The 19,047-nt window shown below is 68.7% G+C and carries 18 protein-coding genes; 5 read left to right on the forward strand and 13 right to left on the reverse strand.

Going from position 1 to position 19,047, the window contains the following annotated elements:
• Positions 1-932 precede the first annotated feature (932 nt).
• Complete coding sequence (locus D7Y04_RS37545) at positions 933-1,637, reverse strand: sterol desaturase family protein (protein WP_121762454.1); 705 nt, start codon at positions 1,635-1,637, stop codon at positions 933-935.
• 3 nt (positions 1,638-1,640) lie between these two features.
• Positions 1,641-2,180, reverse strand: a complete 540-nt coding sequence (def, locus tag D7Y04_RS37550) for a peptide deformylase (protein ID WP_120599894.1) — start codon at positions 2,178-2,180, stop codon at positions 1,641-1,643.
• Between the two features lie 59 nt (positions 2,181-2,239).
• Here def and D7Y04_RS37555 point away from each other — a divergent pair, with 59 nt between their 5' ends.
• Positions 2,240-2,722, forward strand: a complete 483-nt coding sequence (locus D7Y04_RS37555; protein WP_120575462.1) for a nuclear transport factor 2 family protein — start codon at positions 2,240-2,242, stop codon at positions 2,720-2,722.
• Position 2,723: 1 nt separating this feature from the next.
• Here the strand turns inward: D7Y04_RS37555 and D7Y04_RS37560 are convergent, their stop codons facing one another.
• The 6 genes from D7Y04_RS37560 to D7Y04_RS37585 all read right to left on the reverse strand — a co-directional run bounded on the left by D7Y04_RS37560 (position 2,724) and on the right by D7Y04_RS37585 (position 8,461).
• Entirely contained in the window at positions 2,724-4,166 is a 1,443-nt protein-coding gene (locus D7Y04_RS37560) for a hypothetical protein (RefSeq protein ID WP_121762455.1), read from the reverse strand.
• 87 nt (positions 4,167-4,253) lie between these two features.
• Positions 4,254-4,769 (reverse strand): hypothetical protein, encoded by a 516-nt coding sequence (locus tag D7Y04_RS37565; RefSeq protein WP_121762456.1) that lies wholly within the window; start codon positions 4,767-4,769, stop codon positions 4,254-4,256.
• Between the two features lie 54 nt (positions 4,770-4,823).
• Positions 4,824-5,441 (reverse strand): DUF2378 family protein, encoded by a 618-nt coding sequence (locus D7Y04_RS37570; RefSeq protein ID WP_121762457.1) that lies wholly within the window; start codon positions 5,439-5,441, stop codon positions 4,824-4,826.
• A gap of 45 nt (positions 5,442-5,486) precedes the next feature.
• The gene (locus D7Y04_RS37575; RefSeq protein WP_121762458.1) at positions 5,487-6,596 is read right to left on the reverse strand and encodes a 3-oxoacyl-ACP synthase III family protein; all 1,110 of its coding nucleotides are present in this window, start codon (positions 6,594-6,596) and stop codon (positions 5,487-5,489) included.
• 510 nt (positions 6,597-7,106) lie between these two features.
• Positions 7,107-7,637, reverse strand: coding sequence for a hypothetical protein (locus tag D7Y04_RS37580; RefSeq protein ID WP_121762459.1), 531 nt, complete (start codon positions 7,635-7,637; stop codon positions 7,107-7,109).
• A 131-nt stretch (positions 7,638-7,768) separates the two neighbouring features.
• The gene (locus tag D7Y04_RS37585) at positions 7,769-8,461 is read right to left on the reverse strand and encodes a vegetative protein (protein WP_233601766.1); all 693 of its coding nucleotides are present in this window, start codon (positions 8,459-8,461) and stop codon (positions 7,769-7,771) included.
• 72 nt (positions 8,462-8,533) lie between these two features.
• Here D7Y04_RS37585 and D7Y04_RS37590 point away from each other — a divergent pair, with 72 nt between their 5' ends.
• The 4 genes from D7Y04_RS37590 to tkt all read left to right on the forward strand — a co-directional run bounded on the left by D7Y04_RS37590 (position 8,534) and on the right by tkt (position 13,744).
• Positions 8,534-9,382 carry a MoxR family ATPase gene (locus tag D7Y04_RS37590; RefSeq protein ID WP_120575470.1) on the forward strand — a complete coding sequence of 283 codons (849 nt, stop codon included), beginning with the start codon at positions 8,534-8,536 and terminating at the stop codon, positions 9,380-9,382.
• Between the two features lie 20 nt (positions 9,383-9,402).
• Positions 9,403-10,608, forward strand: a complete 1,206-nt coding sequence (locus D7Y04_RS37595; protein WP_121762461.1) for a VWA domain-containing protein — start codon at positions 9,403-9,405, stop codon at positions 10,606-10,608.
• An 8-nt stretch (positions 10,609-10,616) separates the two neighbouring features.
• Entirely contained in the window at positions 10,617-11,549 is a 933-nt protein-coding gene (locus tag D7Y04_RS37600; RefSeq protein WP_121762462.1) for an arginase family protein, read from the forward strand.
• 137 nt (positions 11,550-11,686) lie between these two features.
• Entirely contained in the window at positions 11,687-13,744 is a 2,058-nt protein-coding gene (tkt, locus tag D7Y04_RS37605; RefSeq protein ID WP_121762463.1) for a transketolase, read from the forward strand.
• Positions 13,745-13,846: 102 nt separating this feature from the next.
• Here the strand turns inward: tkt and D7Y04_RS37610 are convergent, their stop codons facing one another.
• The 5 genes from D7Y04_RS37610 to D7Y04_RS37630 form a co-directional block, all read right to left on the reverse strand.
• The gene (locus D7Y04_RS37610; protein ID WP_121762464.1) at positions 13,847-15,358 is read right to left on the reverse strand and encodes a hypothetical protein; all 1,512 of its coding nucleotides are present in this window, start codon (positions 15,356-15,358) and stop codon (positions 13,847-13,849) included.
• A gap of 207 nt (positions 15,359-15,565) precedes the next feature.
• Positions 15,566-16,162, reverse strand: coding sequence for a GNAT family N-acetyltransferase (locus D7Y04_RS37615; RefSeq protein WP_121762465.1), 597 nt, complete (start codon positions 16,160-16,162; stop codon positions 15,566-15,568).
• A 12-nt stretch (positions 16,163-16,174) separates the two neighbouring features.
• Complete coding sequence (truB, locus tag D7Y04_RS37620; RefSeq protein WP_121762466.1) at positions 16,175-17,071, reverse strand: tRNA pseudouridine(55) synthase TruB; 897 nt, start codon at positions 17,069-17,071, stop codon at positions 16,175-16,177.
• The gene (locus D7Y04_RS37625; RefSeq protein ID WP_121762467.1) at positions 17,068-18,162 is read right to left on the reverse strand and encodes an AAA family ATPase; all 1,095 of its coding nucleotides are present in this window, start codon (positions 18,160-18,162) and stop codon (positions 17,068-17,070) included. The genes truB and D7Y04_RS37625 overlap by 4 nt, the downstream gene beginning before the upstream one ends.
• A 26-nt stretch (positions 18,163-18,188) precedes the next feature.
• Entirely contained in the window at positions 18,189-18,947 is a 759-nt protein-coding gene (locus D7Y04_RS37630; protein WP_121762468.1) for a hypothetical protein, read from the reverse strand.
• Between the last annotated feature and the right edge of the window lie 100 nt (positions 18,948-19,047).

The raw sequence follows: 19,047 nt of genomic DNA on the forward strand, positions 1-19,047 counted from the left end.
CGAGACCCGGCTAAGGAGTCTCGGCTCGCTGATTCGTCGGCACTTCCCTCTCGCTGCGCTTTTCAGCGCTGCTCTTGAGGTGAAGCGCCCTCAAAAAATTGACTGCGGGTTTCCGCAATCCATTACTACTTGGGCTTGCTATTTGGTTTTCAAAGACCGAGCCGCTTGTCTTGCTTCGCGACTTTTGCTACCGTCTACTTCGTTGCCGGTTTCGCTTCAACCGGCGGGGCTGCAGCTTCTATTTCAGTTCGCATTCAGCGTCAACTTCGCTTTTGCGTCCTGCGGGCTGCTTCGAAGTTCGTCGGCGCCGTCCAGTGACTTCCGCCGTTTCTTTTCGAAGGGGAGCGGCTTCTACTTCGGCGCCGTCTTCCCTGTCAACCGCTCGCTGTCAGCTTTCCTCACCGCTTTGCGTCCGTCGTGCTGCCTTCCGGACTGCTGCCTCTTCGGTGGGGCGCGGCTTCTATCTCTTCGCCGCGTTCGCTGTCAACTCGCTTGGTTGACTGCCCTATTTTCTTGTCGGTGCTGCTCTCCCCACGAAGTGCCTTCCGCGCCAGTGCGCGGGCTTCGAGGTGAGGGGCGCGGCTTCTACCACCACCGCATCCGCGATCAACCATTTTGGTGGCGACCGTTTGCTGCCGTCCGCCCTCTGCGTTCCGATCTGCTGCTTTCGGTCCGGTTCGGGCGGGGCGCGGCTTCTACCTCTTCGCCGCGTTCGGGATCAACAACCTTCGTCGATCCTTTTCTTCCCCCTCGCTGACTTTCCGAGGCCCGAGGGCCAGTGGTCCGTTGCGCGGGGGTTCAGTCTCTAACGCTTCGGTTCGGCGACGTCAAACCCTGATTGATCCGGGCCTGATCATTCGTCCCAGTCGCCGGGGATATGGGCACTCCGTTCCAGGGTGTGAACCCCCGGCTCCGGCATTCTTCTTTCCCCGTCACTTCCCTCGGCGCGCCGCCTGCTCCTCATCCAATGGGGCGCGCCATCGTGTCCCGAAGAGCCCATCCGCCAGAGGGAAGGTGATGTTGAAGTTGTGGCGGCCCATCCGGACGGGATCGTGGTGCACCTGGTGGTGACGCCGGAGGAAGGAGATGCCGGGCAGGCGGGCGCTCCAGTGGTTGCTCGGCAGGTGCGTGGCGAAGTGCACCCACTCGTACGCCAGGTAGTAGCCGAGCGCCGTGGCGACGAAGAGCCAGCCCGCGTTGGGGGAAATCAGCAGGAAGCAGAGGGCGCCTAGCGGGGCGGCGATGGCTCCCAGGAAGAAGAGGAGCAGCACCGGCGGGAAGAGCACCATCTTGAAGTCCCGGCTGGACTCGTACGCCATCGCCTCGTGGGTGAAGAAGCGGTGGTGCTGGACGGTGTGGCGCTCGAACATCAGGCCCAGGCCCCGGGTGCGGTGGTGCATGGGGCCCCGGTGCCCGAGGAACTCGACCACGTTCGCGAGCGCGATGACCGCAGGGACTCCGAGCAGCTCCCAGAGGCGGGGGGCCTCCAGCTGGCTCAGCGCCAGGGCGATTCCCCCCAGGCAGACGAGGCTGGTGAAGGCGAAGTGGACCTGCCCCCGGTAGCCGGGCCCGATGGCCTGGGCCCGGTACTCCTCACGGAAGGCCTGGACCTTGCGGGGGACGGGGTGCGGTTCCATGCGTCAGGAGCGCTTCGTTCCCTTGCCGTCCGCAGGCTCTTCCTTCCGGCGCGCGAGCGACTTCTGCAGCTTCTTCATGCGGTCCAGGATGAGGGTGCGCTTCAGGCTGGAGAGGTGGTCCACGAAGACGTGGCCGTCCAGGTGGTCGATTTCGTGCTGGAGCACGTGCGCGAGCCGGCCGTCCGCCTCCAGTTCGTGCCACTGGGCCGTCTTGTCCTGGTAGCGGACCTTCACGCGCTCGACGCGGGAGCACTTCTCCCAGACGTCCGGCACGGAGAGGCAGCCCTCCTCCAGCTTCACGCTCCCCTCCTTCGAGAGCAGCTGGGGGTTCACGATTTCGAACTGGGTGCCGTCCTCGCGGCCGACGATGGCCACTCGCAGGGGGACTCCCACCTGGTTGGCCGCGATGCCGATGCCCTTGGCTTCCGCCATGGCCTCCGCCATCTCCTGGAGGAGCGTTTCGAGCGCCGGGCCGAAGTCGGTGACGGGCTGGGTAGACGTGGTGAGAACCTTGTGGGGCCAGATGACGATGTCGCGAGCCATGCGGCGGACTCTGCCATGCGGCCCCTTCCATTGCTCGGCAGTTCCGCTAGACCGGCGGCATGCACCCGAACGCCCAGCTCATCACCGACTTCTATTCGGCCTTCCAGCGGCGCGACGCGGACGGCATGGCCGCCTGCTACCACCCGGACGTGGAGTTCAACGACGCCGTGTTCCAGGGCCTGCGCTACGCGGGGGCCACCTCCATGTGGCGCATGCTGCTGGAGCGCGGCAAGGACCTGGAGCTCGTCTTCAGTCAGGTCCAGGCCGATGACCGCACCGGCAGCGCCCACTGGGATGCGACCTATACCTTCAGCCAGACGGGCCGGAAGGTGCTCAACCGCATCGACGCGACCTTCGAGTTCGCTGACGGGAAGATCATCCGCCACACCGACCGGTTCCCCTTCTGGACCTGGTCGCGGCAGGCGCTGGGGCCGGTGGGATGGGCGCTCGGGTGGACTCCGCTCTTGCACAACAAGGTTCGCGCTCAGGGCGCCGCGGGCCTGCGCAAGTACATGAAGGAGCGCGGCATTCAGGGGCCCTGAGTTACTCCCTCACGTCGAGCGCCTTCAGCGTCACCGGTCCCTTGGGGCCCTGGCGTGAGAGGGTCGCCTCGCAGCGCACCTGGCCCATCCAGTCCGTGTAGCGCAGCGACGCGTTGCCGTCCGCGTGCAGCCACAGCGACGCGTGACCGTGGTTGCCCCGGTCCTGGCGCACGCCCGTCCATTCCGGGAAGCGCGGCCGGGATTCGAAGAAGCGGACCGGTGCCACCGGATACTCCGGTGCATCCCTCCGTTCGGAGGGGAAGCCTCCGTGGCCCAGGCTCGCGCCGAGGAAGGGGAGGCCCGGTGCGCGGTCGTAGAGCGCTCCGGCCTGGGCACCTCCCCAGCACCAGAGGTCCACCCATTCGCGCTCCACGACCAGGGTGCGCAGGTCCTCCGTCACCAGGGGGGCGAGCTGCTCCGCGCCCGGGCCGTAGGGCGCGGCGTGGGTCAGCAGGATGTTCATCGCTCCCCGCCGGCGTCCTTCCGACAGGCGTTGCTCCAGCCATTGCAGCAGCGCGGGCTCGCGGTGGCGGCCCGCTTCGAACCACGCGGTGTCCAGACCGATGAGCTGGAAACGCTCCGCGGCGAGGCTGAAGTAGCTGCCCTCCTGCGGGTGACGGGAGCTCGCGCCCCGCCGCTCGTCCAGGTAGCGGAAATAGGCCCCCGCTCCCGAGCGCATCTCCGGCGGCGCGTTCAACGTCAGCAGCGCCGTCGTCCCGAGCAGTGGCTCCAGCGGCTCCGCCATGTGCGCGTCGAATTCGCCCTGGCGGCCCGAGTAGAAGACACCCCCCAGGTGCACCGCGCAGTCCAGGCGCTCGCCGCGCATCACCAGCTGCCGGGCGATGTATCGAGAGGCGTATTCGCCCGTGCCGAAGTCTCCGAAGAGCGCCACCTCCACCGGGCGGCCGGGCTCCGGCTCTCGCAATGGGTAGACGAAGCGGCTCTTCGCTCCGAAGTGCCAGCGGAATGGGGCCTGCCGCGCCGCCGCGCCCTGCTCCAGCCACACGGGGCCGCTGAACAACAGCCAGCCTCGCAGGTCCGCTTGCGGCTCGAAACGCGTGCGCGTGGGGTCGATGGGGATCTCCTCCGTCCTCAGCGGGAAGGTGAAGTCCGCGGGCAGACCTCCCGTCCCCTGACGGGCGTGGCGCTCCGTCGCGGCCAGCTGCTCCTGGAGCTGGCCGGGGTCCGTGAAGAGCAGCTCGAGCTCTCGCAGCGCCTCCACGAACGCGCCCACCGTGACCCTCGCGCCCAGGCCACTCTCCGTCCAGCGCAGCACGTCCTCCGGCTCACGCAGGAAGGCGGTCTTCAGCGCCTCCAGCTCCTCCGGGCCGAGGAGGGGCAGGTCCGTGTCCTCCGGCGGCGGTGCTCCCGCCGGCACGGCCCTTCCGCTCGCGGGCGGGCAATAGCCGAGCGATTCGTAGAGCGGATTCCACCTGCTTTCCATGCGTCGTCCCCCTGGTGATGGCGTCGGATGCCCAGGGACGTATTCTCCCAGGCATCCCCGACATTCCTGCTCATCCTGGGGTGCGGCTCAGGGCGCGGCGGCGCCCGTGCCTTCCTTCCGGAAGGTGTAGAGCGTGTAGTACGAGCCCGTGGCGAAGCCGGGCAGCTTGAGCGGGTTGAACACACTCAGGTTCGTCATCACGCCGCCCACGAAACCCGGTGGAACCTCCACCAGCTTGAGTGCGCCTCCCGCGAGCACCACGCCCGCCTGGGGCTGGTCGTTGCTCACGAGCACGCACTCGCCCTGCGCGGTGAAGGCTCCCACCGGCAGGAGGAAGCGCGCGTAGAACGGGACCTGCGTGCCCGGCGTGAAGGCCCGGTCCGTCAGCCGGAAGCAGGCCGTGGCCGAGCCCACCCTTTCGTAGCCGCCGTCACCAGCTGGCACATACAGGCCCGCGCCCAGCTTCACGGTGGGCGTGAAGGGCGCCGCCGCGCATACCGCTTCATCCGGCGGCGTCGCGGCGTCCTCCTGCGAGCGAAAGGCATACACCCACTCGTCGCCGGACTGCAGCCGCACCGGGGCCCCCGCCTGTCCTTGAGTCATGTTCAAACCCATCCTTCGTCGAGGACAGCGAGGACCGCGGGGTTCGTGCTCCGGTCACTGCCAGGACAGCGCGTACTCCGTGTCCACCGGGCCCGTCTGCCGGCCCTTCACCTGGACGCCTCGGGCACCGAGCGCCTCGATGACTCCCTGGAGCACGCCTTCGTGGTACGCGGGCGGCATGAAGTCCCGCTTCATCGTGAGCTTGCCCGAGCGGTCGCTGGACCACTCCACGCTGCGCTCGCCGTAGCTCACCGCCGCGCGGTAGCCCGTGGGCAGGTTCGTCACCAGCCGTCTGGGGCTGTCACCCGCGAGCAACAGCAGCGTCTTGCCCGCCGCCGACGACAGGAAGTCCGTGGTCGCCTGCGTGCCCATCTTGCGCAACATCGCGTCGAAGCCGCCCAGCTGCGGGCCCATCAACTGCGCTCCCGTGAAGGACAGCTTCAGGAAGCCCGCCACCGGGTAGTTGAAGAAGTCGACGAACTTCTTCTCCTGCACCGCCGCCAGGCACTTCTCCACCGCGGCATCGCCGCCCAGGATGCGCACCGCGTTCAATGCGCCATTGAAGAACATGCCTCGGGCCGTGTCGTCGGGGGTCGCCAGGGCCAAACGCTTCTCGAGATCCTGGGCAATGGCTGGCTCCAGGGCCGCGACTTCCTTGCGCTGCTGACTCATAGAGGGGGGAATCTCCGGGGGGGAGGAGATGAACACGCGTGCGCGCTACAGCCGCACGAGCTGGGCCCCATAATGGACGTTGGCTCCGACAGCCGCCACCACCACGAGGTCCCCACTGCCGAGTGCAACACGACCCTGCTCCAGGTCGTCCGCTAGAAGAATCAACATCCCGGCCGCGGACGTATTGCCAATGCGATCCACGTTGCAGGCCACCGACTCCTTCGGCAGGCCCGCGCGGGTCACGAATGAATCCATCACCCGCTTGTTGGGCTGGTGGAAGTAGTAGCGCTTCACCTGTTCACGCAGCGTGGGGGTGAGCACCGCGTCCAGGCACTTCTGCATGTACTCCGGGTAGCTGCGCGCGACCTTGAAGCCGTCCACCACGAAGGCCATGTCGGACGGGCGCGTGCGCCCCGGCTGGTAGGGCAGCTTCAGCATGCCGCCGCCCCGGCGCGTCACCAGCTCCGCGTACGCGTTGCCGGAGAACGAGGAGAGGATGCCTGGACCGTCCTCGTCACCCTCCTGCTTGCGCAGCACCACCGAGCCCGCGCCGTCGCCGAAGACATACATGGACAGGTAGGCGTTGAGCGCCTTGGGGCGGCCCGGCGTGGGCGGCAGCTCGTCCGTGTAGACCTCCCGGTTGAGCAGCGGTGAGGTGAACGCGGAGGCCACCACCGCCACCGTGCGGAAGCGGCCGCCGTCCATCATCTTGCGCACCAGGTCCAGCACATAGGGCGTGCCGCCGCAGCCGTCATCCACCACCAGCGCGAAGGCGTCCTCGCGCAGGCCCAGCCGCTCGTGCAACACCATGGCGTCGTGGTTGAAGTGCGGCGCGTCCGGGGTGCACGTCACCACGAAGAGCGCGTCCAGCTCCTTCGGATCCACGCCGCCGCGGGACAGGGCCTGGCGCAGCGAGACCTCGCACATGTCCGTGTTGGTCGCCGGATAGAAGCGGCCCAGCACGTCGTCCGGCGGGGGGATGGCGCGCCCCGTCTCGTCGTCGAAGTCCCAGAGGAAGCGGCGCTCCTTGATGCCAATCTTCTCTTCGATGCGGGCGGCCGACCAACCTGGGATCGCCTTGGCGATCCGCTCGTTGGTGATGGTCCGTGCTGGGACGAACGAACCCGCGCCCACCACACACACCCGTTCGGTCATTACCATGGCCTCGCGATTTCACAGCCTTGCCGGACGGGATGGATTCCCTGGCACGCGTGCATAGAGCACGTTCCAGGCCACTTCCTAAGCCCTTGGAAAGACGGAGTTCCTGTTTCTGGACGCGTCATTCGTGAAGCACACGCCAGGACAGAACTGCCCAGGAGGCCTGTGAAATCCGCAGGATGCGGAATACTTCAGAAGTGAAGCCATCGACGTGGAATGAATCACACGCGATGTGTCAATTCACTATCAGTACATGCCCGAGAGACTCGTGGTGTCTACCATTGGCTCGACACTGTCAATCGCCCTCTCGTCGGGAAGGGTCCGCCGCCCCCTGCCGGGCGGGCGGTGGACTGACGACAAGCCCGCCGCGCCTCCCCCCCCATTGCCAGCAGGTCGCACCGGGCCCGGCTGCACTACGCAGGGCACGGAAAGTCGGATCTCCCGCGAACCGCGCCTGATTCCTTTTCGAATATTGCGCGGGGCGGGTCCGATTGGATCGTCCCCCTTTTAGAAGGGGATGTTGTCGTCGTCGCCGGGGGGCGGGATGTCGCCGTCGTCCGGCGGGTTGCCGTAGCCGTAGCCACCGCCCCGGCTTCCACCGCCACCGCGCGCGGGAGGCTCGCCGCCGCCGCCGCCCTCACCGCGCTGCCGGGCGATCTCCGTCTCGATGGAGGCCAGGAGCTGGCGCTCCTTGTCGTGCCAGCGCGACTTGCTGGGGTCCGACAGGGAGCGGCGCGCGCCGTTGGCGTAGAACTCCAGGTCCTGGAGGCTGGCGCCGTAGACGGGGGCGCCCTTGCTGCGGCCGTAGTTGGGAAGGAGCGTGCCGTCGCCGCCACCACCGCCACCGGACGGGGCGCCCGAGGCCGCGGGACGGCGATACGCCGGGGCCGACGCCGCGACGGGCGCGGCGCTCATGGACAGCTCGCCCAGTTGCAGCGTGAAGCCGTCGTCGTTCCTGTACGCCGTGCCCACCCGGACCTGCTCCACCGAACCGTCGGGACGGCGGACCGCGACGGTGACTGGATATTGCTCGCTCATGGGGCCGGGATTCACACCGCCACGGCCCGCATGTCAATGGCAGGAAGCAACCCGTGTCGGTCCCGAGGCACGCACGGCGGGCCGCTCGGGGCGGCCCGTCACGCGGGGAGGAGCACGGACGACGTCCTCCGTCAGGTCAGCGACACCATGCCGCCGCTGGAGCCCTTCTTGCGCAGCCACGCCTTGGGCTTGGGCGGCGCCGCGGGCGCGGCCGGCTTCGCCGACTCCTTCAGCGCCTGGCTGCCCGCGCGACCCCGCGGCAGCGTGACGTCCGGGACCGACTGCGGCTTCGCGCCATCCACCCACGCGTCCGGGCGGCGGCCCGTGCGGATGAGCAGGCGCAGCTTCTGGTAGTGCGCCGAGCAGTAGCCCTTGGAGCGGCTCTGGCGCTTGCAGCCGATGACGGCGCAGGCCTCATTGCCTTCCGCGGCGACGACCTTCGGCGGACGGCCCGGGGACTTCGCGGCGGGCGCCTTCACGGGCGCGGCCTTCGCGGCGGGCGCCTTCACGGGCGCGGCCTTCGCGGCCGGCGTCTTCGCGGCGGGCGCGGCCTTCACGGGCGCGGCCTTCGCGGCGGACTTCGGCGGACGGCCCGGACGACGGCGGGCAACCGGCTCCGGCGCCAGCGAGGGCGTGCGCACGCCCGCCACGGCTCCCAGGCGGCTGGACAGCGGCGCCAGTCGGTCGGTCACCGCGCGCAGTGCATCCAACGCATCCAGCCCCTTGGCCATACGGGCCACGGCCTTCTGAACGGGAGCCAGTTGCAGTTGCAACTCGCGGCGGACCATGTCGCGAAGTTCGGTTTCAAGGGAAAGTGGGGCCATGTGGGGCAGGATATACACCCATCCGCCCGTCTAGGGATGGAAACATTCCCCAGGATGTTAAAGGAACCATCCATGACTCCGGTTCCCACTCCCGTTCGCTTCCGCGGCACCGACTCCTACCTCACGAGCGAAGGACTGCAGGCGGCCGTCAACTGCGCCCTCACGCTCCAGCGCCCCCTGCTGGTCAAGGGCGAGCCCGGGACGGGCAAGACGCTGCTGGCGGAAGCGATTGCCCAGGGACTGGGATTGAAGCTGCTCACCTGGCACGTGAAGAGCACCACGCGCGCGCAGGACGGCTTGTATGTCTACGACACCGTGCAGCGGCTGTATGACTCGCGCTTCGGAGACGGGGACGTGCGAGACATCCGGCGATACATCCGCATGGGGCCGCTGGGCGAGGCGTTCGCTTCTCCGGAGCGCGTGGTGCTGCTCATCGACGAAGTGGACAAGGCCGACCTGGAGTTCCCCAACGACCTGCTCCACGAGCTGGACCGGATGCGCTTCCGCATCTCCGAGACCAACGACGAGGTCGTGGCGAAGAACCGCCCCGTGGTGCTCATCACCAGCAACAACGAGAAGGAATTGCCTGACGCGTTCCTGCGCCGGTGCGTGTTCCACTTCATCGACTTCCCGGAGCGCGAGCTCATGCAGCGCATCGTGGACGTGCACCACCCGGGGTTGGACTCCTCGCTGGCGGACCAGGCGCTCAAGGTCTTCTACGAGCTGCGCGCGATGACGCGCCTGCGCAAGCGGCCGTCCACGAGCGAGCTCATCGACTGGATTTCCGTGCTCAAGGCCAACGGCGTCGTGGAGTTGAAGCTGGAGGAGCAGCTGCCGTTCCTGGGCGCGCTGCTCAAGAAGGAGCAGGACCTGGTGGCGGTGGCGGAAGCCTTTGGACGCGGCCGGCGGACGCGCGCTTAAGACAGCCCGGGAGCCACGCCATGTTCCTGCCGTTCTTCTACGAGCTGCGAAAGCGCGGGGTGAAGGTGGGCGCGCAGGAGGCGCTCGCCCTGGCCGGGGCGCTGAAGGCCGGGCTGCATGACAGCAGCCTGGATGGGTTCTACCACGTGGCTCGCGCGCTCCTGGTGCACTCGGAGACGCAGCTGGATGCCTTTGACCAGGCGTTCCTCTTCCACTTCCAGGGCGTCGCTTCCGACGCGCTGAAGCTCACCGAGGAGCTGTTGTCCTGGCTGGAAGAGGCGAAGGAGCGCACCGACCTGAGCCCGGAGGAGCTTGCGCTCCTGGAGCAGTGGGACCCGGAGGAGCTTCGGCGGCAGCTGGAGCAGCGCCTGAAGGAGCAGACCGAGCGCCACGACGGCGGCAACCGCTGGGTGGGCACGGGCGGCGCGTCTGCCTTTGGCAACAACGGCGCGGCCCGGCAGGGCGTGCGCATTGGCGGCACGGGCGGGCGGCAGGGACAGGCGCTGTGGCAGGCCGGGGCTCGCAAGTACGCGGGCTACCGCGACGACCTGGTGCTGGACACGCGGCAGCTGGCGGTGGCGCTGCGCAAGCTGCGGGCCTTCGCGCGTGAGGGTGTGGCGGAAGAGCTGGACGTGGACGAGAGCATCGCCGCCACCGCGAAGAACGCGGGCGAGCTGGAGGTGGTGACGCGTCCGCCGCGCCGGCCCAACACACGTGTGGTGTTGTGCATGGACGTGGGCGGGTCCATGGACCCATACGCGCACCTGGTGAGCCGGCTGTTCAGCGTCGCCAGCCAGGCCACGCACTTCAAGGAACTGCGCACGTACTACTTCCACAACTGCGTCTACGGGAAGCTGTACGCCACGCCGCAGCTGACGGGCGGCATCACCGTGCCGGAGCTCACCGCGCAGGTGGGAAGGCATCACAAGCTGGTGATGGTGGGCGATGCGTCCATGGCCCCGTATGAGCTGGGCATCCGCACGGATGCCAATGGCCAGTACCGGCAGGAGGGCCTGGAAGGGCTCACGTGGCTGATGCAACTGGCGCAGCATTTCGAGCGCAACGTGTGGCTCAACCCGGAGCCTCGCGGGTCGTGGCGCTCGGGCAGCATCGCGGTCATCGCCAACGTGTTCCCCATGTTCTCCCTCACCGTGGAGGGACTGGGTGAGGCGGTGAACCACCTGACCCGGGGGAAGACGCCCCGCGGTGCGGCGGCCCGGAGGTAGCCGCGACCATGTTCCTGCCCATCAGCGTCCTGGATGCGCCGTCCAACCTGGGACTGCGGCCCGCTACCCCGGGCGCGATTCCGGGTGTGTTTCAACTGCCCCGGATCCTGCGCGCGCAGGGCATCGTGACGCGCTTGGGCGCGGAGGACGCGGGCGTCGTGACGCCCCCTGCGTACTCACCCGAGGCGGAGCCGGACATCGGCTTTCGCAACGGCGCGGCGCTGGGCCGCTACAGCGTGGCACTCGCGGATCGCGTCGGCGCGCTGCGGGCCGGGGGACGGTTCGTGCTGCTGCTAGGCGGGGATTGCAGCGTGCTCGTGGGCTCCTCACTCGCGCTGCGGCGGGCCGGGGCGCATGGGCTGGCGTTCATCGATGCGCATGATGACTTCTCCTACGTGAAGGACCGCGCCCGCATGGCGGGATGGTTCACCGCGGCGGGACTGGACCTGGCGCTGGCCACCGGACATGGCCCCGATGCCCTCTGCGACCTGGAGGGCCTCAAGCCCTACCTGCGCGAAGAGGACGTCGTGCACCTGGGCCTGTCCCGCACCGCCGAAGACACCGCCGAAGCCGCGGTGCACGAGTTCGACACCTCCCACATCGCTTCGCTGCCGCTCACCGTCATCCGTGAGCGCGGCGCGAAGTCCGTGGGCGACGAGGCCCGCTCCCGGCTGGAGGCCCGAGGGCTCACGGGGTTCTGGATCCACGTGGACGCGGACGTGCTGGACCTGCGCGTCATGCCCGCCGTGGATTCTCCCAATCCGGACGGGATGCGCCTGGAGGAGTTGACCACGCTGCTGGCGTCGCTGCTCGCGAGTCCCCAGGCGGTGGGCCTGGAGCTCACCATCCTGGACCCCGACCTGGACCCGGAAGGCCATTGCGCCCGGGCCTTCACGGACGCAGTAGTCGCGGCGTTCGTCCAGAGCGGTCGCGTCCCGTAGCGCATTCCCGGAAAAGGAGCCCCGGCCTCCTGCCCGGCCGTCGGTGTGCCTGCCAACGGACGGGCGTGTTTCGTGCGGCGCGGCGGCTCCAGTTACGGCATGGTGCGCCCGCGACGCAGTCCTGCGCGGGAGGCCGCATGACGACCGAGAAAATCGATACCCAGGCAATCAACACCATCCGCACGCTGTCCATGGACGCGGTGGAGAAGGCCCACTCTGGCCACCCGGGCGCGCCCATGGCGCTGGCTCCCGTGGCCTACCAGCTGTGGCAGCAGGAGCTGCGATACGACCCGGCCACGCCGAACTGGCCGGACCGCGACCGCTTCATCCTGTCCAATGGCCACGCGTCCATGCTGCTCTACAGCCTGCTGCACCTGGCCGGCGTGAAGCGCGTGAAGGACGCCAAGGTCACCGACGTGCCGGCCGTGTCCCTGGACGACATCCGCAACTTCCGCCAGCTGGACTCCGCCACCCCGGGCCACCCGGAGTACCACTGGACCACCGGCGTGGAGACCACCACCGGCCCCCTGGGCGCGGGCGTCTCCAACAGCGTGGGCATGGCCATCGCCAGCAAGTGGCTGGGCGCCCATTTCAACAAGCCCGGCTTCGACCTGTTCACCCATGACGTCTACGCTCTCTGCGGCGACGGCGACATGATGGAAGGCGTGGCGTCCGAGGCCGCTTCGCTCGCGGGCCACCTCCAGCTGCCCAACCTGTGCTGGATCTACGACAGCAACCACATCTCCATCGACGGCAGCACCGACCTGGCCTTCACCGAAGACGTGGGTCGCCGCTTCGAGGGCTACGGCTGGCGCGTGATCAAGGTCACCGACGCCAACGACCTGGACGCGCTGTCCAAGGCCTACAAGTCCTTCAAGGACGAGCGCGGCAAGCCCACGCTCATCATCGTCAACTCGTTCATCGGCTTCGGCTCGCCCAAGAAGCAGGGCTCCGCCAGCGCTCACGGCGAGCCCCTGGGCGCCGACGAAATCAAGGCCACCAAGAAGGCCTACGGCTGGCCCGAGGACGCGCAGTTCCTGGTGCCCGACGGCGTGCGCGAGCGCTTCCAGGAGCGCATGGGCGCTCGTGGCAAGGCGCTGCATGACGCGTGGGAGAAGTCCGTCGCGGACTACCGCAAGCAGCACCCGGAGCTGGCTCGTGAGCTGGAGGCGCTGCTCAAGCGCGAGCTGCCCGAGGGCTGGGACAAGGAGCTGCCCGTGTTCCCCGCGGACGCGAAGGGCATGGCCACCCGTGAGTCCGGCGGCAAGGTGCTCAACGCGCTGGCGAAGAACTACCCGTGGCTCGTCGGCGGCTCCGCGGACCTGAACCCGTCCACGAAGACGTACATCTCCACGTCCACGTCCATCAAGCCGGGCGAGTACTCGGGCCGCAACATCCACTTCGGTGTGCGCGAGCACGCGATGGGCTCCATCGTCAACGGACTCAACCTGAGCCACGTGCGCGGCTACGGCGCCACGTTCCTCATCTTCAGTGACTACGAGCGCCCCTCCATGCGCCTGTCGTCCCTGATGGAGATTCCGTCCATCCACATCTTCACGCACGACTCCATTGGCCTGGGCGAGGACGGCCCCACGCACCAGCCGGTGGAGCAGCTGATGTCCCTGCGCGCGGTGCCGGGCAACGTGGTGCTGCGCCCCGGCGACGCCAACGAGGTGGCCGAGGCGTGGCGCTACATCGCGCAGCAGCAGCACCACCCGGTGGTGCTCGTGCTGTCGCGCCAGCCGGTGCCCACTCTGGACCGCACGAAGTTCGCTCCCGCTTCCGGCACGGCCAAGGGCGCGTACACGCTGCTGGAGGCGGAGGGCGGCTCGCCGGACGTCATCCTCATCGGCACGGGCACGGAGGTGGCGCTGGTGGTGGAGGCCGCGGAGAAGCTCAAGGCGGACGGCGTGAAGGCTCGCGTGGTGAGCATGCCTTCGTGGGAGCTGTTCGAGCAGCAGCCCCAGGACTACCAGGACAGCGTGCTGCCCCCGAACGTGAAGGCTCGCGTCGCGGTGGAGAAGGGCGCGGCGTTCGGCTGGGAGCGCTGGACGGGACACACCGGCAGCATCATCGGCATGCGCAGCTTCGGCGCTTCCGCCCCCATCAAGGCGCTGCAGCAGAAGTTCGGCTTCACCGTGGAGAACGTGGTGAAGGAAGCGCACGCCACCATCGCCAAGGCGAAGAAGCACTGACGCGCCTGTAGAAAAAAGAAGGGCCCCGGACCCTCCCCCGAAGGTCCGGGACCCCTCTGACTTCAATCCCCCTACTTCGACTTCGCTCCCCCCGGCTTCACATCAGGCCGCGTAGAACACGGGGCGCGTGGGGCGCGGGTTGCTGACGAACTTCATCTCGTTGATCATCTTCTTGAAGTCCTTCTGGTCGATGCCCGTGGAGCCCTGGGCCTGCGAGCGGGTGGCGTACTTCTCGTAGGTGTCCACCACCTTCTTCGCCTCCGGCGTGAGGCGGTCGTAGTTCTGGCGCGCCCACTTCATCGTGTCGGTGAACTCGGTGCCGGCCGCGTTGCCGTCCAGGTCGCCCGCGCCCTTCTCGATGGCGGCGGTCAGGTCGTTGCCGGAGATCTTGCCCTTCTTGGCGTCCAGGCCCTCCAGCGCGTCGCGCATGGAGCTGTCGTGGAAGGTCTTGAAGCCATCCATCTTCTTGAACATGGCGTCCGCCTCCTTCTGCGTCATGCCCTCCGGGCCGGCCTTCTTCGCGGCCTGCTGGTAGGTCTTCAGGACCTCCTTGGCCTCGGGCGTGAGGCGGCTCTCGTTCTTGGCGGCCCACTTCTCGAACTCCTTCAGCTCGGAGGTGGAGGAGTGGGCGTCCGTGTCGGAGATGCCGTCCTTGATGGCCTTGGTGAGGTCCTCGCCGGAGATGGGGCCGCTCTGCTTGTCGAGCGCCTCCGTGGCCTTGCGGGCGCTCACGTCACCGGCGCCCACCTTGCTCAGCTCCTTGTTCATGGCGGCGGTCTCCTTGTCGGTGAGACCGGTGCGGCCCTGGGCCTGCGCCGCCTTCGTGTGCTTGCGGTAGACGTCCAGGACCTCCTTGGCCTCCGGGGACAGGCGGCTCTCGTTCTTGGAGGCCCACTTCTCGAACTCCTTCAGCTCCGCGCCGCCGGCCTGGCCGTCGTGGTCCGCGGTGCCCGTCTTGATGGCGCGGGCCATGTCCTGGCCGGACACCGTGCCGCCGTGGCTCTTGCTGTCCAGGTTGGCGAGCGCCTTCTTCGCGCTGGCGTCACCCACGTCGCGCATCTCCGCGAGCATCTTCTTGAAGTCGCCCTGGGGGATGCCGGACTCGCCGCGCGCCTGGGAGACCGCCGCGTACTTGCTGTAGATGTCCATCACCTGGCGGGCTTCCGGGGTAAGGCGCTCGCGGTTGTTGGCGGCCCAGTCCGCGACGGCGCGGTACTCACCGGAGGCGGCCTGGCCGTCCAGGTCACCGACCGCGGCCTCGATGCTGTCCGCGAACTGCTCCGCGCCGATGGAGCCAGAGGTCTGGTTCAGCTTGTTCATCTCCACCATGGCGCCCAGGTCCTTCGGCTGCCAGTTGTCACGCGGGCCCACGCAGCCGTGGCCCTGCGCGGAGAAGCGGTCACCGAGGTGCGCGTGGCGGGACTGCAGGTCGTTGAGCTGCGTCTTCAGGCCGTCCATCTGCGACTTCATGTTGTTGATGGTGGCCTTCATCTCCGCCGCCTGCTTCGCCGGGGACGAGGTGCCGCGCAGGACGGCGAGTTCCTTGTTGCCGAGGGCCGACTTGCCGTTCAGGGAGGTGGCGACGGCGGCGGAAGCGTGCTTGGCGATGGTCATTTTTGATCTCCGGTAGGAGCGGCTTCCGTTGCGGAAGCAGTCATGCCGGGACCTATTGCGCGCGTCGTGCCAGCTCCCCGGGCCAGCACACCCTGAATGAATCCATGAGGTTACGCGGCGACGACGCGAGAGCCGGGGTGGTGACAACAGTCACCAGCGGTGATGACTGTCACCATCCCCCCCGCCCCGGGGTGGTGACGAAAGGCATCACTTCCGGCGCGAGGGCTTGAGCGCCTTGCGCACGCGCTGCTTGCCGGCGGGACGGTCCGCGACGTGGACGTAGCCCCGCTTGAGGAAGAACGGGAGCGTGCCCGTGTAGGCCATTCCGTTGCTGATACGCGCTGAGCCCTTGGGTGGTTTCACCGGATAGCCTTCGAGGGTGGCGGCGCCTTCGCGACGCACCGCGGCCTCCACTGCGGCGAGCAGCGCGGTGGCCACGCCCTGGTTGCGCCAGTTCCGGTGGATGAAGAAGCAGGGCACGGAGGTGACGGTGTCCGCGTCGTCGCACGTGAAGCTGGGGGCTCGGTCCAGGCGCGAGAAGGAGCGGCGCGGACCGAAGGTGGCCCAGCCCACCGGTGCGCCGTCCGCGTAGGCGAGGACGCCCTTCGCCTCTCCGCTCGCGACCAGGGCCTTGAAGCGGCGCTTGGCTTCAGGGCCTCGGACGTCGTCGTAGCGCTCGCCTTCGGGGATGCGCCAGAACATGCACCAGCAGCCTCCACAGGCGCCGTTGGGGCCGAAGAGCTTCTCGAGGTCGGGCCAGAGCTCCGGGGTGAGCTCCACGGTCTTCAGGTCGGGTGGCGCCATGGGGCGCCCGTTCTAGACGCCGCCGCGCAGCTCTGTCTCGGGCCAGAGGGCTCCGTCCCTCGGGGTGAGCAGGAAGGTCAACTTCCCCTGGTGGAAGCCGCGCACCGGGCCCGTGGGTTCCGGGTAGCCCGGTGGCAGGCGCCAGTCCGGGGGCTGGAGCGGCGTGGTGGAGATGGACTGGCCCTGGCGCAGGGTGCCTACGTCCTGGTCGGTGAGCGCTCGCGAGTGCGTCCAGGGGAGCAGGTCGTGGCCGTGCCGTTCGATGCGCGCGCCGGGGCCGGGGTCCTTCCATGGGCCGATGGCCGTGCGCTTCAGCGTGGAGAGGTGCGCGCCGCAGCCGAGTGCGCGTCCCAGGTCGCGGGCCAGGGCGCGGACGTAGTAGCCGCCACGGCAGGTGAGCTCCAGGATGCTGGCTTTGGGCAGGTCGTGCGCAAGCCAGCGCGCGGTGTGCAGGTACACGCGCGAGGGAGGCAACTCCACGACTTCGCCCCGGTGGGCCTTGCGGTAGGCGGGCTCACCTCCGAGCTTCTTCGCGCTGGTGGCGGGCGGGATTTGATCCGTCCAGCCGAGGAACGGGCGCAGCGCTGCTTCGAGTTGCTCGGGCGTGAGCGCGGTCGCGTCCCCCTGGTGCACGGGGCGGCCGTGCAGGTCTCCGGTGTCCATCTCCGTGCCCCACTCCACGCGGGCTTCGTAGACCTTGGGCGCCGCGTGCAGGTGTTCGAACAGGTGCGTGGCCGGGCCCACCAGCATCAGCAGCAGCCCTTCCGCGAACGGATCCAACGTGCCGCCGTGGCACAGCGCCGTGCGACGGCCGGGCCTCGTCGCCTGCGCTTCCTCCTGGAAGGCTCGGACGGTGGCGAAGCTGGTGGCGCCCACGGGCTTGTGCGTGAGGTAGAGGCCGGGGGTCATTCGTTGTTTCCGTTCCGCCTCACCGTCGTCGCGCCCTGCTGTTTCTCCAGGTGCACGGGCGAGGTGCCGGTCTTGTCCGCGATGACGGTCGCCAGGGATTCCGCGTGCGTCGTCACCCAGACCTGGCTGTACTCGGAGGCTCGCACGATGAGCCGGCCCAGGGGCTCCAGCAGGTCCGGGTGCAGGCTGGTCTCCGGCTCGTTCAACGCGAGGAACGGCGGCGGTCTGGGACTGAGCAGCGCCGCCAGCAGGCACAGGTAGCGCAACGTCCCGTCCGACAGCTCCGGCGCGGACATGGGCCTCGACAGGCCGGGCATGTGCAGGAAGAGGCTGAAGCGTCCGTCCTCCGCTCGAATCTCCAGCCTGGAGCCGGGGAAGGCGTCGTCGATGCCCTGCTCCAGGGCGCGGTCATCGCCTATCTCCCAGAGGGTCTGGAGCGCCGCCGCCAGGTCGCGCCCGTCCGACGCGAGCACCGGCGTGCGCACGCCCACCTGCGGGTGCCGGGGCAGCGCGTCCGGGTCCGTGCGGAAGTGGTGGTAGAAGCGCCACGCGCTCAACGTGCGTTGGACTTCGCCCAGTCTGGGGAAGCGGTGCGGTTCGGCGAGCTGATCCATCACCGACTCCGCGCCCCACAGCTCCGCGGGGAACGTGATGCGCTTGCCGTCCGCGTCGCGGATGAAGGCCGTGCGGTCCTTGCGCTCCATCAACACCAGACGCCGGCCCCCGGCGTGCGCCCAGAGGTGCTCCTCCTTCACCTCCGGATCCAGGGTGAACATCGTCTGGGGTGGCGACGTGGGCACCACGCCGCACTGCAATTCGTAGGTGAGGTCGTCCAGGTCCACCGTCACGCGCATGCGCGCCGGCTTCTTGGGGTCACGGGGGCCGGCCCACATCACGCTCGAGGTGCCGCCTTCGTCCGCCAACGTGCGCGCGAGCCTGCCTTCCGCCGCCGCCGCGAGCAGGTACAGCGCGCGGTACAGGTTCGTCTTGCCGCTGCCGTTGGGGCCCACCACCACGGTCACCGGCCCCAGCTCCAGGTGGAGCTGACGCACGGAGCGGTAGCCTGCGATGTCCAGACGCGTGAGGGCCATGACGTGCGCGTGAGCCTATCCGGCCCCTACGGAGGGGGCCGCACCTTCGTCCGGCCGCTGCCCACCTCCCGGCACAGCGCCCAGCCGTCCTCGAGGACTTCGTCGGACGGTACGGGCTCCAGCCAGCGCCGCGCCTCCTCACTGGCCCTGGCCTCCTCCAACTGCAAGGAGGCACGGACCTCGCCACCCACGACCCACGAGCCTTCTCCGCCAGACAGGTACAGCAGGTCCGTTTCGAGGTCTCCGACCATGAGGTGATCCGAGCTGGTGTACAGCGCGCGCACGCGCTCGTTGCCAATCACCACGAGCCCTGAGTCCGCCGGGTCGCCATCCATCAGGGCGCCATGGATGATGAGGTCTCCCAGCACGACGACGGTCCCCGACAGGTGGACGTGGCCGTGGAGCTCCAGGGGGCCCTGGTAGATGACCATTTCGTCGGAGGCCGTACCGAGCGTGATGAACGTGTCCCCATCGCGCTGCCGGGTCTCCGAGAAGTCTGGAAAGGAAGCCACCCGCCCGCCGTGACGCGCCAGCGCGTGCGCGACGATGAACTCCCAGTCCGGGGGACTCCGCGCTTCGAAGATGGTGATGGGCTCGAAGGCCTGCCGCGTCAGCGCCGTCTCCAGGGCCTCCGCCATGCTGTCCAACCAGACGTCCTTGAGGCGCTTCTGCTCGGGCGTGGGCCAGGGATGCTCGCCGCCCCAGTGGTCGACAATCTTCCCCCCGGGCAGGCGGGTGCGCAGGTCGGTGAGCGCGGCTTCGATGTCCGGGCGACGTGGGTGCATGACGGGCTTCTAGCTCCTCAGGGAGGGCTCGCGCATCCGCTTCGGGCCGTGGGCTAGACTCCTCCGCGACTTCGCGTCGGCCGTGGACCGCGAAGCCCCG

The organism is Corallococcus sp. AB038B (genome assembly GCF_003668955.1).
GTDB lineage: Bacteria > Myxococcota > Myxococcia > Myxococcales > Myxococcaceae > Corallococcus > Corallococcus exiguus.

What these genes read in the sequence shown, in the direction of transcription:
- D7Y04_RS37630 (WP_121762468.1), bottom strand. Translation starts at nt 18,947, where the DNA reads ATGCACCCACGTCGCCCGGACATCGAAGCCGCGCTCACCGACCTGCGC.
- D7Y04_RS37615 (WP_121762465.1), bottom strand. Translation starts at nt 16,162, where the DNA reads ATGGCGCCACCCGACCTGAAGACCGTGGAGCTCACCCCGGAGCTCTGG.
- tkt (WP_121762463.1), top strand. Translation starts at nt 11,687, where the DNA reads ATGACGACCGAGAAAATCGATACCCAGGCAATCAACACCATCCGCACG.
- D7Y04_RS37610 (WP_121762464.1), bottom strand. Translation starts at nt 15,358, where the DNA reads ATGACCATCGCCAAGCACGCTTCCGCCGCCGTCGCCACCTCCCTGAAC.
- def (WP_120599894.1), bottom strand. Translation starts at nt 2,180, where the DNA reads ATGGCTCGCGACATCGTCATCTGGCCCCACAAGGTTCTCACCACGTCT.
- D7Y04_RS37560 (WP_121762455.1), bottom strand. Translation starts at nt 4,166, where the DNA reads ATGGAAAGCAGGTGGAATCCGCTCTACGAATCGCTCGGCTATTGCCCG.
- D7Y04_RS37585 (WP_233601766.1), bottom strand. Translation starts at nt 8,461, where the DNA reads ATGGCCCCACTTTCCCTTGAAACCGAACTTCGCGACATGGTCCGCCGC.
- D7Y04_RS37625 (WP_121762467.1), bottom strand. Translation starts at nt 18,162, where the DNA reads ATGGCCCTCACGCGTCTGGACATCGCAGGCTACCGCTCCGTGCGTCAG.
- D7Y04_RS37600 (WP_121762462.1), top strand. Translation starts at nt 10,617, where the DNA reads ATGTTCCTGCCCATCAGCGTCCTGGATGCGCCGTCCAACCTGGGACTG.
- D7Y04_RS37580 (WP_121762459.1), bottom strand. Translation starts at nt 7,637, where the DNA reads ATGAGCGAGCAATATCCAGTCACCGTCGCGGTCCGCCGTCCCGACGGT.
- D7Y04_RS37555 (WP_120575462.1), top strand. Translation starts at nt 2,240, where the DNA reads ATGCACCCGAACGCCCAGCTCATCACCGACTTCTATTCGGCCTTCCAG.
- D7Y04_RS37575 (WP_121762458.1), bottom strand. Translation starts at nt 6,596, where the DNA reads ATGACCGAACGGGTGTGTGTGGTGGGCGCGGGTTCGTTCGTCCCAGCA.
- D7Y04_RS37590 (WP_120575470.1), top strand. Translation starts at nt 8,534, where the DNA reads ATGACTCCGGTTCCCACTCCCGTTCGCTTCCGCGGCACCGACTCCTAC.
- D7Y04_RS37595 (WP_121762461.1), top strand. Translation starts at nt 9,403, where the DNA reads ATGTTCCTGCCGTTCTTCTACGAGCTGCGAAAGCGCGGGGTGAAGGTG.
- D7Y04_RS37570 (WP_121762457.1), bottom strand. Translation starts at nt 5,441, where the DNA reads ATGAGTCAGCAGCGCAAGGAAGTCGCGGCCCTGGAGCCAGCCATTGCC.
- D7Y04_RS37545 (WP_121762454.1), bottom strand. Translation starts at nt 1,637, where the DNA reads ATGGAACCGCACCCCGTCCCCCGCAAGGTCCAGGCCTTCCGTGAGGAG.
- truB (WP_121762466.1), bottom strand. Translation starts at nt 17,071, where the DNA reads ATGACCCCCGGCCTCTACCTCACGCACAAGCCCGTGGGCGCCACCAGC.
- D7Y04_RS37565 (WP_121762456.1), bottom strand. Translation starts at nt 4,769, where the DNA reads ATGACTCAAGGACAGGCGGGGGCCCCGGTGCGGCTGCAGTCCGGCGAC.